A 12965-nucleotide genomic window follows, 5' to 3' on the forward strand; every position below is an offset into this window, starting at 1 on the left:
TTTCCCTTTCCGGCGGTTCCGACTCTATCAGATCCTTTCGGGCCTGATTCCCGGTCAGAGCGGGTTGTCTTTCCGGCTGTTGGGCCGTTCCGACGTTTCAAACTCTAGCGGATTTCCCGGGCGGCTCATAATCGAGCCTTCGAAACGAATTTCGGCATGCCGAAATATGTCCCGGTCGGGAGTTTCGTGCTGAGTTTGGTTGCCGCGTTCGCGGCGGGATCGGCTGCCGCAGAACCGTTACGGCTCCGTGGCAACCCGAAGAACTTTACGCATCGGGGGAACCGGTGTCAACCCGGCCCCGAGTCCGGCTAGTCGAGGTCCTTGAGCCGGCCGCCCGCGTCCGGCTGGGCGTGCTCCACGCGGCGGAGCAGGCGGATCAGCATCTCGCCCAGGAGCCCTCGTTCCTCCGCCGACAGGTCCTGGAGCAGGTCCTCCTCGAAGGCGGTGGCCATGCGCATCGCCTCCAGCCACTTGGCGCGGCCCTCGTCCGTCAGCTCCACGATGACCCGCACCCGGTTGTTCTCGTCCCGGTCGCGGGTGACCAGGCCGTCGGCCGCCATGCGGTCGATGCGGTGGGTCATGGCCGCCGGAGTGAGGCCGAGGCGCTTGGCGAGGTCGCCGGGGCCGAGGCGGTAGGGCGCGCCGGAGAGGACGAGGTGCTTGAGGACCTCCCACTCGGCGTTACTGATGCCGAGCTCGGCGACCTGGCGGCCGTACGCGACGTTCATACGGCGGTTCAGCCGGCCCAGGGCCGAGACCACCTTCTCGACCTGGGGGTCGAGGTCGCGGAACTCGCGCTGATAGGCGGCGATCTGCTCGTCGAGGCTCGGTTCCTGCGTGTCGGACATGCGGGGAGTATCCCACGGCACTCGTTGGCGTTGAAGTCCTTCAATGTGTACAGTTAAGCATCGAACTTTAGTGTTGAAGTCTTCAGGACTGAGTCCTACAGAGTCGAAGTAGGTGAGTGTGACCAAGGCGATGGGCGCGGCGATGCGCCGGATCCAGGCAGGGAACGTGCTGAGCGCGTTCGGGCTCGGGTTCACCGTTCCGTATCTCTATGTGTATGTGGCTCAGGTGCGGGACCTGGGCGCCGGTACGGCGGGGGCCGTGCTGGCGGTCTTCGCCATGGCCGCTCTGGTCGTCCTCCCCTTCACCGGGCGGGCGATCGACCGCCGGGGGCCGCTGCCCGTGCTGGTGGGGGCCTCTCTGCTGGCCGCCGTCGGCGCCCTGGGCATGGGGCTCGCGGGCAGCGTCCCGGCCGTCGTGGGTGCGGCGGCGCTGCTCGGGGCCGGTACGGCCGTGATGCAGCCGGCGCTCGCCACGATGATCGTCTGGTGCTCGTCCACCTCGACGCGCACCCGCGCGTTCGCCGTGCAGTTCTTCCTCCAGAACCTCGGGCTCGGCATCGGCGGTCTGATCGGCGGGCAGCTCGTGGACGAGAGCCGGCCGGGCAGCTTCCTGCTGCTCTTCTCGATCGAGGCGGCGATGTTCCTGGTGCTGGCGGGGATCGCCGCGACCGTGAGGATGCCGCGTACGCCGTCGATCACCGACCCGCGGCCGGAGAGCCCGGAGAGCATGGGCGGGCTGCGGGCGCTGCTCGGGCACCGGGCGATGGTGCAGCTCTGTGTGCTGGGCTTCGTGCTGTTCTTCGCCTGCTACGGGCAGTTCGAGTCGGGTCTCGCGGCGTACGGCACGGAGGCCGCCGGGATCGAGCCGTCGGCGCTGGGGATGGCCCTGGCGGCGAATACGGCGGTCATCGTGGTCGCCCAGTTCCTGGTGCTGCGGTTCGTGGAGCGGCGCCGGCGGACGCGGGTGATCGCTTGGGTGGGCCTGATCTGGACCGCGGCGTGGCTGTTCGCGGGGTACGCGGGGCTCGGGCACGGCAGCCAGGCGATGGCGACGGCGGCGTTCGTCGCGACGTACGGGCTGTTCGGGCTGGGTGAGGCGATGCTGTCGCCGACCGTGGCACCGCTGGTGGCCGACCTGGCGCCGGAGTCGATGGTCGGGCAGTACAACTCGGCGTTCGCCCTGGTCAAGCAGCTCGCGCTGGCGGTCGGGCCGGCCGTGGGCGGGCCCATGGGGGCCGCGCTGCACGGGCCGTACATCGTCACCTTCGTGCTCTTCTCGCTCGGCATCACCGTGCTGGCACTGCGGCTGGGCAGGAGGCTGACGCCGGCGCAGGACCACCCGTACCTCGTGGCGAAGACGCGGGTGGTCGCCCAGCACAAGCCGGGGCAGCCGGTCGAGGCGGCCGCCTGACCCGGCACCGCCTAACCGGGCAGGGCGAACTCGCACCAGACGGCCTTGCCACCCCCGGGTGTGCGGCGGCTGCCCCAGGACGAGGCGATCGTGGCGATGATCGAGATGCCGCGACCCGCCTCGTCCTCCGTTTCGGCGCGGCGGCGGCGCGGCAGGTGGTCGTCGCCGTCCGTCACCTCGATGATCAGGCGCCGGTCGGTACGGCGGAGTCTGAGGCGCATGGGTGGTGTGCCGTGCTGGAGGGAGTTGGCCACCAGCTCGCTGGTCGCCAGGACGCCCAGGTCGCGCAGTTCGACCGGGAAGCGCCAGCTCGACAGGACACCGGAGGCGAAGGCACGCGCGCGTGGAGCCGCTTCGACGCCGCCGAGCAGGTCGAGGGCGGCGTTGTGGAACAGCTCCGCGTCGGCCCCGGTGCGGGAGGGGTGCTGGAGGACCAGGACGGCGACGTCGTCGTCGTGCTCCGCGGTGACGCCCAGGGAGCGCAGCAGCCGGTCGCAGACCACCTGGGGGCTGCCGGTGGCGCCGGCCAGGGCGCGCTCCAGGGCGGCGACGCCCTCGTCGATGTCCTCCCGGCGCCGCTCGACCAGGCCGTCCGTGTAGAGGACGGCGGTGGAGCCGGGCGGGAGGGCGATGGTCCCGGAGGTGTGCAGCCAGCCGCCGGTGCCGAGCGGGGGGCCGGTCGGCTCCTCGGCGCGGCGCACGCTGCCGTCCTCGTCCCTGACGAGGATCGGGAGGTGGCCGGCGGAGGCGTAGACGAGGCGGCCCTCGTTGGGGTCGTGGACGGCGTAGACGCAGGTGGCGATCTGGCTGGCGTCGATCTCGGCGGCGAGGCCGTCGAGGAGCTGGAGCACCTCGTGGGGCGGCAGGTCGAGCCGGGCGTAGGCCCGTACGGCGGTGCGCAGTTGTCCCATGACGGCCGCCGCCCGGACGCCCCGGCCCATGACGTCGCCGATGACGAGGGCGGTGCGTCCGGCGCCGAGGGTGATGACGTCGTACCAGTCGCCGCCGACCGCCGCGTCCGTACCGCCCGGCTGGTACGTGGCGGCGACGCGGAGGTCGTCGGGCTGCTCCAACTCCTGGGGCAGCAGCGAGCGTTGCAGGGTGACGGCGGTCTCGCGGTGGCGGCGCTCGCTGGCGCGCAGCCGCTCGGCGGCCTCGGCGTGGTCGGTGACGTCGGCGGCGTGGACGAGGACGCCGGACTCGGCGCCACCGCGCGTGTCCACGGGCAGGCAGGTGACCGTGTACGAGCCCCCCGCGTGCGTTCGGCGGGATTTGACCGTACGGGGCTTTCCGCTGCGCAGCACCTGGTCCATGAGCGGCAGCAGGCCCAGTTCGGCGAGCTCGGAGCAGGCGGTGGCGGCGGGGGCGCCGGGCGGGCGGGGCCCGAAGGCGGTGGCGTAGGCGTCGTTGACGTACGCGACGCGGTGGTCGGGGCCGTAGGTGAGGGCGACGAGGCCGGGGAGGCGGCCGAGGATCTCCCGTACGGAGAAGTCCTCCGGGGCGGGGACGTCGTCGGGCAGGGGCTCCAACTGCTGGTCGGACTCACCTCGCGCGGCGGGTACGGAGTCCCCCCGCTGCGCCGGCGAGACCCCATGGCCGGTGCCGCGCGCGGCGGCGCGGCGCTGCGTACCGGGGAGCCGGGCGCTCCAACGCGTGAAGTTCACGGATCTGTATGCCTCATGGTGTCGTTGCCGTGCGTTGCCGTGCTGAGTCACTCTGTGCAGGTGTGAGCCCACCTATGGTCACACGTCCAGTGTGACCGACCGCACTGACAAGAGGCGTCTGTCGGAACTCGGCCTCGTCAGCGGTGCCGTCAGTCGGACTTCGCTCCGCCGTCCGCGGTTCCACCTTTCGACGCCTCGTCGTCCGGTTCGGGCGGCGGGGGCCCCGCGGCGAGTTCGAATTCGGCGCGCGGGTGCTCCAGGGAGCCGAGGGAGACGATTTCCCGTTTGAACAGGCCCGCGAGGGTCCACTCGGCCAGGACGCGCGCCTTGCGGTTGAAGGTGGGCACGCGGCTGAGGTGGTACGCGCGGTGCATGAACCAGGCGGGGTAGCCCTTGAGTTTGCGGCCGTAGACGTGGGCGACGCCCTTGTGCAGGCCGAGGGAGGCGACGGACCCCGCGTACTTGTGGGCGTAGTCCTTGAGCGGCCGGCCCTGGAGGGAGGCGACGAGGTTCTCGGCGAGGACCTTGGTCTGGCGCACGGCGTGCTGGGCGTTGGGCGCGCATTCCCGGCCGGGTTCGTCGGCGGTGATGTCCGGGACGGCGGCGGCGTCCCCGGCGGACCAGGCGTGTTCGACGCCCTCGATGCCGAGGCGGGCGGTGCACTTGAGGCGGCCGCGCTCGGTGAGGGGCAGGTCGGTGCCGGCGAGGACGGGCGCGGGTTTCACGCCGGCGGTCCACACGACCGTACGGGTGGGGAAACGGCTGCCGTCGCTGAGGACGGCGACCCGGTCCTCGCACGATTCCAGGCGCGTTTCGAGGCGTACGTCGATGTTGCGGGCGCGCAGCTCGCGCACGGCGTACCTGCCCATCTCCTCGCCGACCTCGGGCAGGATGCGGTCGCTCGCCTCGACGAGCACCCATTTCAGGTCCTGCGGCTTGATGTTGTGGTAGTACCGCGCGGTGTAGCGGGCCATGTCCTCCAGCTCGCCGAGGGCCTCGACGCCGGCGAATCCGCCGCCGACGAAGACGAAGGTGAGGGCGGCGTCGCGGATGGCGGGGTCGCGGGTGGAGGAGGCGATGTCCATCTGCTCGATGACGTGGTTGCGCAGCCCGATGGCCTCCTCGACGGTCTTGAACCCGATGCCGTAGTCGGCCAGGCCCGGGACCGGGAGGGTGCGGGAGATGGAGCCGGGCGCGATGACCAGTTCGTCGTAGGAGAGCTGGACCGGTCCGGCGCCCTCCTCCTCGGTGGCGAGGGTGGTGATGGTCGCCGTGCGCTTGGCGTGGTCGACGGCCTTGGCCTCGCCGATGACGATCCTGCACTTGTCGAGGACCCGCCGCAGCGGCACCACGACGTGCCGGGGCGAGATGTTGCCGGCCGCCGCCTCGGGGAGGAAGGGCTGGTACGTCATGTACGGGTCGGGTGTGACCACGGTGATCTCGGCCGTGCCGCTTCTGAGCTCGGCCTTGAGGTGCCGTTGGAGGTGCAGGGCGGTGTACATCCCGACGTAGCCACCGCCGACAACGAGAATGCGCACAGGTTCGGTCACCATCCCATGACGCAACGGGCTCCGGGGTTTGTCCACAGGCCCGGCAAATTGTGTGACCGGAGGCCGTGCGGGGCCCGGGGTGGCGCGGGAGGTGCGTGTGGGGGAAGGTGCGCAGGTCAGGGGATGGGTGGGGGGTGGCGTGAGGGGGCAGAATCGGGAGTGTTCCGGTCCTTGCTCCGATCGGGGGGCGCACCGGTCGGAACTGCCCCTTCTGAATTGACCTCGACTCAACTATGTTCGTATGTCGTCGGGGAGTCGGGGCGCTGCGCATGACCTGAGCGCGCGGTCCGGGCCCCGGTTGTCAGGGTGGGGGAGTCTCCGGGGGGAGACACATCATTACCGGGGGAACATTCATGCATATTCAGGATTCCCGTTGGTCGACCGCTGTCGCGTCGGCGTCCACTTCGTCGTCTTCGTCCGCGGAGGGGCTCGGCGGTGGGATGAACGGCAGGATCGGGGCCGGCGGGCCGTCGAGCCGTACGGCGCCGCTGCGGGTGGACGCGCAGCGGAACCTCGAGCACGTGCTGCGCGCCGCTCGGGAGGTGTTCGGCGAGCTCGGGTACGGGGCGCCGATGGAGGACGTGGCGCGCCGGGCGCGGGTCGGGGTCGGCACGGTCTACCGCCGGTTCCCGAGCAAGGACGTGCTGGTGCGGCGCATAGCCGAGGAGGAGACCTCCCGGCTCACCGAGCAGGCGCGTACGGCTCTGGGCCAGGAGGACGAGCCGTGGTCGGCGCTCTCCCGGTTCCTGCGGACGTCGGTGGCCTCGGGCGCGGGACGTCTGCTCCCGCCGCACGTGCTGCGGGTGGGCGTGGACGAGCCGGGCGCGGCCGGTGCGGTGGGCGCGGGGCAGGCGGACGAGGCGCGGGTGCCGCAGCAGCGTGGCGCTTCGGCCGTGTCGGCCGTGCCCACGGTGGCGGGGCAGCCGGAGCTGCGGGTGGTTCCCACGCGCGCGGCGGTGGCGGCCGAGCTGGACGACGCGGGCGCCTCGGAGCTGCTGGAGGTCGTGGGGCAGCTCGTCGACCGGGCCCGGGAGGCGGGTGAGCTGCGCGCGGACGTGACGGTGGCGGACGTGCTGCTGGTCATCGCCACGGCGGCGCCCTCGCTGCCGGACGCGGCCCAGCAGAGCGCGGCGTCGGCACGGCTCCTGGACATCCTGCTGGAGGGGCTCCGGTCCCGCCCGGCGTGAGGTCCCACCCGGCGTGAGTGGCGGGGCGGGGGCGGTTCGGGCCGGCGTTCGGGAGGTTTCCCCGGATGAGTGGTTGACGCGCTCTCGCCCCGACAGGGGCCGTGCTCTGTGGCACTCTTGCCCGGTGTCCGGGTCTGAGCAGGGGTACGGGGGCTTCCGCGATGAGCGGTGAACGTCGCGGTGAGCCGCTCGGGAGCGGGGCACCGGCCGACGGTGCGGCCGCGCCGAAGGTGCCGAGCCAGGGCGGACGGGGCGAGGGGCGCGCGGGTGGCGGCGACGACTCCGTACTGCCGCCGCCCATCGAGCTGCCGCCGTCGGACGCCGAGCTCGTCCAGCGGCTGCGGGACGGTGACGACACCGCCTACGAGGAGCTGTTCGTCCGGCACTCGGGCGCGGTACGGCGCTACGCCCGCACGTGCTGCCGGGACGCGCACACGGCGGACGATCTGACGGCGGAGGTGTTCGCGCGGACGCTCCAGGCGGTGCGCGGCGGCGCGGGGCCCGAACAGGCCGTGCGCGCGTACCTGATGACGACGGTCCGGCGCGTGGCCGCCGCGTGGACGAAGACGTCCAAGCGCGAGCAGCTCGTCGAGGACTTCGCGGTGTTCGCCGCGCAGGCGGTGCGCGCCTCGGAGATGTCCGACGCCGACACGCTGGAACTGGGCGCCGACGTGCGGGCGATGCACGAGGCCGAGCAGTCGCTCGCCGTGCGGGCCTTCCGCTCGCTGCCCGAGCGGTGGCAGGCCGTGCTGTGGCACACCACGGTCGAGGAGGAGTCGCCGAGCGAGGTGGCGCCGCTGTTCGGGCTGACCGCCAACGCCACGGCGGTGCTGGCCAGCCGGGCCCGTGAGGGGCTGAAGCAGGCGTACTTGCAGGCGCATGTGAGCCGGTCGCTCACGGCCGGCGGCGATTGCGCGCGCTACGCGGACCGGCTGGGCGCGTACGCCCGGGGCGGGTTGCGGATGCGGGCCGAACGGGGCCTTCGCAAGCACCTGGAGGAGTGCGCCCGGTGCCGGCTGGCAGTGGGCGAGCTGGAGCAGGTCAACGCCGGGATCCCCGCGCTGCTGCCGGTCGCCGTCATCGGCTGGTTCGCGGCCGGGTACTCGCTCAAGGCCGCCGGGCTGGTGGCCGGTGGGGCGGCGGGAGCGGCGGGCGCCGGTGCGGGTGCGGCGGCCGCGGCGAGCGGCTCCGGGGGTGCGGCGTCCGGGGCGTCGGGCGGGGCCGCCGGTGGAGCCGCGGCCGAAGGGCTCGGCGCCCCGGCGAAGGCGGGCATCGCGGTGACCGTCGCCGTCACCGCCGTAGCGGGCGTGGTGTGGGCGCTGTCCGGAAGCCCGGCGCCCACCCCCGCACCGGAGGCGCGCCCGCCCGCCGCCGAGCCGGTCGTACCGCCGCCTGCCCCGGCCCCCAGCAGGCCGACGCCGCCGCCCACGCCGGAACCGGCCGTTCCCGGGCCCGCCCCGGAGAAACCGACACCGCCCGCCGGCCCCACGCCCGCCCCCGCGCCGCCGGCGCCCGCCGGCCCGAGGCCGAAGCCGACGCCCACACCCACGCCCACCCCGCCGCCGAGCCCGCCGGCACCGGCGCCGAAGCCGACGCCTCCCGCACCCGCCCCACCGCCGCCCCCGCCCACCGTCTACCAGGTCAACCGGCTCGACTACAGCCTCTACGGCGACCACACCGGGCCCGAGGTCCGGCTCGGGGCGTCGAGCTGGATGTGGCAGCGCTGGGGCATGTCGGTCGGCGGCAAGCGGTACGGGCACGGCGTGACCGTGCACGCCCGGTCGTCGCTCACCATCGACCTCAACCGCCGCTGCTCGGCCTACGAGGCGTTCGCCGGCGTGGACGACATGGCGCTGGGGATGGGCGCGGTGCGCTTCTCCGTGTACGGGGACGGGACCCGGCTCTGGCGGTCGCCGGTGCTGCGCGGCGGCGACGCGGCCGTGCCGTTGCGCGTGGGCATCGCGGGACGGAAGACCATCCGCCTGGTCGTCGAACCGGACCCGGCCACGCCGCTGAGCTCCGTGGCGCCCGCCGACTGGGCGGAGTCGCGGATCATCTGCGGCTAGTACCCGGCGGCCTGGAGGGCTACGAGCGCAGCGTGGGGCGCGGGGGCACCCCGGCCGCCACGGCGCGTCGGCGCGGTGCCGCCGTGCCGGTCCAGCAGGTGCCCCGGCGGGCCAGGAGGCGGCGCAGCCACAGCTCCGTGGAGACCAGGTCGGCCAGCCCGTCCAGGGGGACCGGTTCGCCCTCGGTGGCGGCGCGCAGCGCCTTGCGGACGACGCGGGCCTCGATCAGACCCGCGTCGGCGAGGAGCGGCGCGTCGAAGAGGGCCATGAGCTGTGGCAGCGCGGCGCGCAGGCCCGCGCGGTTGGCGGCGGCCGTCGGGGCGTGGGAGGTGGCGCCCCAGCCCGGCGGCAGGTCGTGGATGCCCGCGCCCGCGAGAACGGTGCGCAGTATGGCGGCGCGGGCACCGGGCTGGACGCGCAGCGATTCGGGCAGGTCGCGGCAGGCGCGTACGACCTGGTTGTCGAGGAAGGGCGAGTGCAGCCGCTGGCTGCGGACCTCGGCGGCCTGCTCCAGGATGCGGTGGTCGGCCGCGTAGCGGGCGAGGGCGGCACGCGCGCGTGCCTCGCCGGGGCGCTGGACCGAAGTGGGCCTGGTGGCCGCCTGGTTGAGGCGAACCGATACTTCAGCGAGGGCCTCGCCGGTCAGCCAGCGCGCGGCGGGGCCGGGCCGGGCCCACGCGAGGGCGGCGAGGGAGGCGCCCAGCGGGCCGCCGGGGGCACCCGGGCTGCGGTTGGCCTCCAGCAGCCGGTCGGCGGCCGATTCCAGCCCGGCGCGGTAGGGCGTGCGGGCCAGCTTGCGGGCCGCCCGGTAGACGGTGAGCGGGACGAGCAGCGAACCGGCGGTCGGGCCCGTGGCCTTGGCGAGGGCGGTGACGGGCCGCAGCAGGTGCCGGCGTCTGCGGTCCATCAGGAGGTCGGCCAGGCGCGCGGGGTGGGCGTCGAGCACCTGCCGTGCGCCGTGCCCGGTGAAATGGTCGGCGCTGCCCGCCGCGAGGCGCCGCCGGTGGCGTTCGGCGGTCACCAGGGAGGGCCCCGGTTCGTCGGTGAGGGGCCCCTCCAGTTCGGCGTACGGGAGGGCCTCCTCGGAGGCGGCCACGACGACGTGGTGCAGGCGCGGGTTCTCGGCGATCGCGCGGGCGCGGGCGCGTTCCGCCTCGGCGTCCCGGCCGCCGGTGGCCAGGTCGTTGAAGGTGACGGCGAGCAGCCGTTCGCCCGCGCCCGTGCCGTGGCCGAGGATCGTGCCGGGTACGCCGGGCAGGCCCGCCGCGAGCAGGGCCAGCGTGCCGGACGCGCTGCCGCCGGAGAGGTCGGCGCCGATGCCGGGGGCGGGCGCCCCGCGGGCGGCGCGCCGTTCGGCGGGGCCCATGCCGGGGACGGGCCCGGGGTCGGGCGGCAGTGTCTCGGGCGCGTGGCGGGGCGCGGTGAGGCGTGCCCGTACGGCTTCGACCAGGGCGTCCCGTACGCCGTCCACGGCGCGGTCGGGGTCGATCTGGGGCGCGGCGACGGCGAGCGAGGCGACCGGTTCGTACCCGGTGATCTCCCGCGAGCCCTCGCGCAGCACGAGCGCGTGGCCGGGCGGGACGCGTTTGACGCCGGCGTACGGGGTGGAGTCGCGCAGCGCCTCCGGGGTCTCGGGGCAGGCGAGTAGGGCGGCCAGGTGGCCGATGTCGAGCTGGGCCTCGATGAGGTCGGCGAGGGGCAGGGCGGCGGTGGCGTACGCCGTGCCGTTCGCCCACGGGGTGTGGAAGACGGGCCGCGCGCCCGCCAGGTCACCGGTGACGATGATGCGGCGGCCGACCTGGACGACGGCGGTGTAGCTGCCCGGCCAGGCGGTGAGGTGGCGCATGGCGCCGCCGCGCGCGGCGAACAGCCCGACCCTCAGTTGGTCGTCGCTCGCCGCGCAACAGCCCAGTACGGCGAGGCGGGTGATGGGGTCGACGGTGACGACGCGCACCTCGTCGGGGCGCCAGTCGCCGACCGCCCACAGCGGATCGGGGTCGCCCCACAGGAGTTGGGCGCCGACGGGGTGCACGGTGGCGTTCTCGTCATCGCTCCCGACGGCCCCGGCCGTACCGAAGCTCGCGGCGATACTGCTCCACCCCACCAGCCACCGCATCGCCGCCTCCACAGCCTGTGGACAACTCAGCACTCTTGATGGAGACATGCTGCCACGACAACGGCGCACAGGAGGGGCTACGGGCCGCGCCCCGTGAAATGGGAACGCGCCCCTGGCATTGGCCACTTGGTAACGGTATGAGGGAGGGTTCGCCCGGCCGGGCGACGGGCATCAGATGGGCATCATTCAGCCAATCTCCGGGCCCGCCCTAACCGTACATTTGTTTACACACCTACCCACAAAGCTCAGTCCGGGAGGCGCTGTCCGCCTCCCGGACCGGTCCGCCACCCGCGGGGATTGAGGCGGCGGTGTCCCCCAGCCCGCTGCTTCCAGTACAGCGGGCCGACCCACGCAGCACCCATGGAAGCGCTCCCCCACGGCAGCGGCCAGAGCGCACGGGCGGGCGCACGGCCACACACCCGGAGCACGACGAGGGCACGGCGAGAGCACGGCGGCCGGGCGCGTCCACGTACGGGGCCTCCCGGGCGGCCGGACGAACGCACAACATCTCGCCATACGGAACACCGCCCCTTAACGGTGGGGATGCGGCGAACTACGCTGGGTTTACGAATGCCGCGCGCCTATGCCTGGCGTCGCGGCGGCCGTCTGGGTCGAGGGGTGGCGCATGTCCAGGGAGCAACGCGGGCCGAACGAGAAGCTCGGCACCGTTCTCGCCCTCGCGGGAATCAGCAACGCCGGCCTGGCCCGGCGGGTCAACGACCTCGGAGCACAGCGCGGTCTGACCCTTCGGTACGACAAGACGTCGGTGGCCAGGTGGGTGTCGAAGGGCATGGTGCCGCAGGGCGCCGCACCGCACCTGATCGCGGCCGCGATCGGGCAGAAGCTGGGCCGTCCGGTCCCGCTGCACGAGATCGGCCTCGCCGACGCGGACCCCGCGCCCGAGGTGGGGCTGGCCTTCCCGCGCGACGTGGGCGAGGCGGTGAAGTCGGCGACCGACCTGTACCGGCTGGACCTGGCCGGGCGGCGGGCGGGCGGCGGCGGGATCTGGCAGTCGCTGGCCGGGTCCTTCGCGGTCAGCGCGTACGCGACGCCCGCGTCCCGGTGGCTGATAACCCCCGCGGACTCGTCGGTGGAACGGTCGGTGGCGGCCACGCCCGAGGGCGCCGCCGACGAGGGCGGCGCGGTCCGGGTGGGGCACAGCGACGTGGCGAAGCTGCGGGAGGCGGCGGAGGACGCGCGGCGCTGGGACTCCAAGTACGGCGGCGGGGACTGGCGTTCGTCGATGGTGCCCGAGTGCCTGCGGGTGGACGCGGCGCCGCTGCTGCTGGGCTCGTACTCGGACGAGGTCGGCCGGGCGCTGTTCGGGGCGACCGCCGAGCTGACCCGGCTGGCGGGCTGGATGGCCTTCGACACGGGCCAGCAGGAGGCCGCCCAGCGCTACTACATCCAGGCGCTGCGGCTCGCGCGGGCGGCCGCCGACGTGCCGCTGGGCGGGTACGTGCTGGCGTCGATGTCGCTCCAGGCCACCTACCGGGGCTTCGCCGACGAGGGCGTCGACCTGGCGCAGGCGGCGCTGGAGCGCAACCGGGGCCTGGCCACCGCGCGGACCATGTCCTTCTTCCGGCTGGTGGAGGCGCGGGCGCACGCCAAGGCCGGCGACGGCGCCTCCGCCGGGGCGGCGCTGCGGGCCGCCGAGGGCTGGCTGGAGCGGTCGCGGGAGGGCGACGCGGACCCGTCCTGGCTGGGCTTCTACTCGTACGACCGGTTCTGCGCGGACGCGGCGGAGTGCTACCGGGATCTCAAGGCGCCGCGCCAGGTCCGCCGCTTCACGGAGCAGGCCCTGTCGCGGCCGACGGAGGAGTACGTCCGGTCGCACGGTTTACGGCTGGTCGTGAGCGCCGTCGCCGAACTGGAGTCGGGCAACCTGGACGCGGCCTGCGCGGCCGGCACACGCGCGGTGGAGGTTGCCGGGCGGATCTCCTCGGCGCGCACCACCGAGTACGTACGGGACCTGCTGCACCGGCTGGAGCCGTACGGGGACGAGCCCCGGGTGGCGGAGCTGCGGGAGCGGGCGCGCCCGCTGCTGATGGCTCCGGCGTGACCTTCGCCTCCCCAGGTTTGCGCGCATTGTCAGTGGGCCAGTGCACTATCTGGGGTGGGAG

The 12965-nt window shown here is 73.9% G+C and carries 8 protein-coding genes; 4 read left to right on the top strand and 4 right to left on the bottom strand.

Annotated elements, in window-relative coordinates:
* Positions 1 to 308 precede the first annotated feature (308 nt).
* Positions 309 to 848, bottom strand: coding sequence for a MarR family winged helix-turn-helix transcriptional regulator (locus tag ACZ46W_RS15235; protein WP_468337064.1), 540 nt, complete (start codon positions 846 to 848; stop codon positions 309 to 311).
* Positions 849 to 990: 142 nt separating this feature from the next.
* Here ACZ46W_RS15235 and ACZ46W_RS15240 point away from each other — a divergent pair, with 142 nt between their 5' ends.
* Entirely contained in the window at positions 991 to 2259 is a 1269-nt protein-coding gene (locus tag ACZ46W_RS15240) for an MFS transporter (protein WP_468338741.1), read from the top strand.
* Positions 2260 to 2270: 11 nt separating this feature from the next.
* On the opposite strand, the gene ACZ46W_RS15245 is transcribed toward ACZ46W_RS15240, so the two are convergent.
* Both ACZ46W_RS15245 and ACZ46W_RS15250 read right to left on the bottom strand, forming a co-directional pair.
* The gene (locus ACZ46W_RS15245) at positions 2271 to 3923 is read right to left on the bottom strand and encodes an ATP-binding SpoIIE family protein phosphatase (RefSeq protein WP_468337067.1); all 1653 of its coding nucleotides are present in this window, start codon (positions 3921 to 3923) and stop codon (positions 2271 to 2273) included.
* 149 nt (positions 3924 to 4072) lie between these two features.
* Positions 4073 to 5476: an NAD(P)/FAD-dependent oxidoreductase gene (locus ACZ46W_RS15250; RefSeq protein ID WP_468337070.1), complete on the bottom strand. Its 1404-nt coding sequence runs from the start codon at positions 5474 to 5476 to the stop codon at positions 4073 to 4075.
* Positions 5477 to 5826: 350 nt separating this feature from the next.
* On the opposite strand from ACZ46W_RS15250, the gene ACZ46W_RS15255 reads away from it, so the two are divergent.
* Positions 5827 to 6660 (top strand): TetR/AcrR family transcriptional regulator, encoded by an 834-nt coding sequence (locus ACZ46W_RS15255; RefSeq protein WP_468337073.1) that lies wholly within the window; start codon positions 5827 to 5829, stop codon positions 6658 to 6660.
* A gap of 161 nt (positions 6661 to 6821) precedes the next feature.
* Complete coding sequence (locus ACZ46W_RS15260; protein WP_468337076.1) at positions 6822 to 8726, top strand: sigma-70 family RNA polymerase sigma factor; 1905 nt, start codon at positions 6822 to 6824, stop codon at positions 8724 to 8726.
* Between the two features lie 19 nt (positions 8727 to 8745).
* Here the strand turns inward: ACZ46W_RS15260 and ACZ46W_RS15265 are convergent, their stop codons facing one another.
* Positions 8746 to 10842, bottom strand: coding sequence for an asparagine synthase-related protein (locus ACZ46W_RS15265; protein WP_468337080.1), 2097 nt, complete (start codon positions 10840 to 10842; stop codon positions 8746 to 8748).
* A gap of 625 nt (positions 10843 to 11467) precedes the next feature.
* Between ACZ46W_RS15265 and ACZ46W_RS15270 the strand changes: the two genes are divergently transcribed.
* Positions 11468 to 12904 (top strand): MFS transporter, encoded by a 1437-nt coding sequence (locus ACZ46W_RS15270; RefSeq protein ID WP_468337083.1) that lies wholly within the window; start codon positions 11468 to 11470, stop codon positions 12902 to 12904.
* Positions 12905 to 12965 lie beyond the last annotated feature (61 nt).

This window comes from Streptomyces sp. NPDC031064, assembly GCF_055570965.1.

Coding starts and splice junctions, on each gene's coding strand:
- ACZ46W_RS15235 (WP_468337064.1), bottom strand. CDS start 848: ATGTCCGACACGCAGGAACCGAGCCTCGACGAGCAGATCGCCGCCTAT.
- ACZ46W_RS15240 (WP_468338741.1), top strand. CDS start 991: ATGCGCCGGATCCAGGCAGGGAACGTGCTGAGCGCGTTCGGGCTCGGG.
- ACZ46W_RS15250 (WP_468337070.1), bottom strand. CDS start 5,476: ATGGTGACCGAACCTGTGCGCATTCTCGTTGTCGGCGGTGGCTACGTC.
- ACZ46W_RS15255 (WP_468337073.1), top strand. CDS start 5,827: ATGCATATTCAGGATTCCCGTTGGTCGACCGCTGTCGCGTCGGCGTCC.
- ACZ46W_RS15260 (WP_468337076.1), top strand. CDS start 6,822: ATGAGCGGTGAACGTCGCGGTGAGCCGCTCGGGAGCGGGGCACCGGCC.
- ACZ46W_RS15265 (WP_468337080.1), bottom strand. CDS start 10,842: ATGCGGTGGCTGGTGGGGTGGAGCAGTATCGCCGCGAGCTTCGGTACG.
- ACZ46W_RS15270 (WP_468337083.1), top strand. CDS start 11,468: ATGTCCAGGGAGCAACGCGGGCCGAACGAGAAGCTCGGCACCGTTCTC.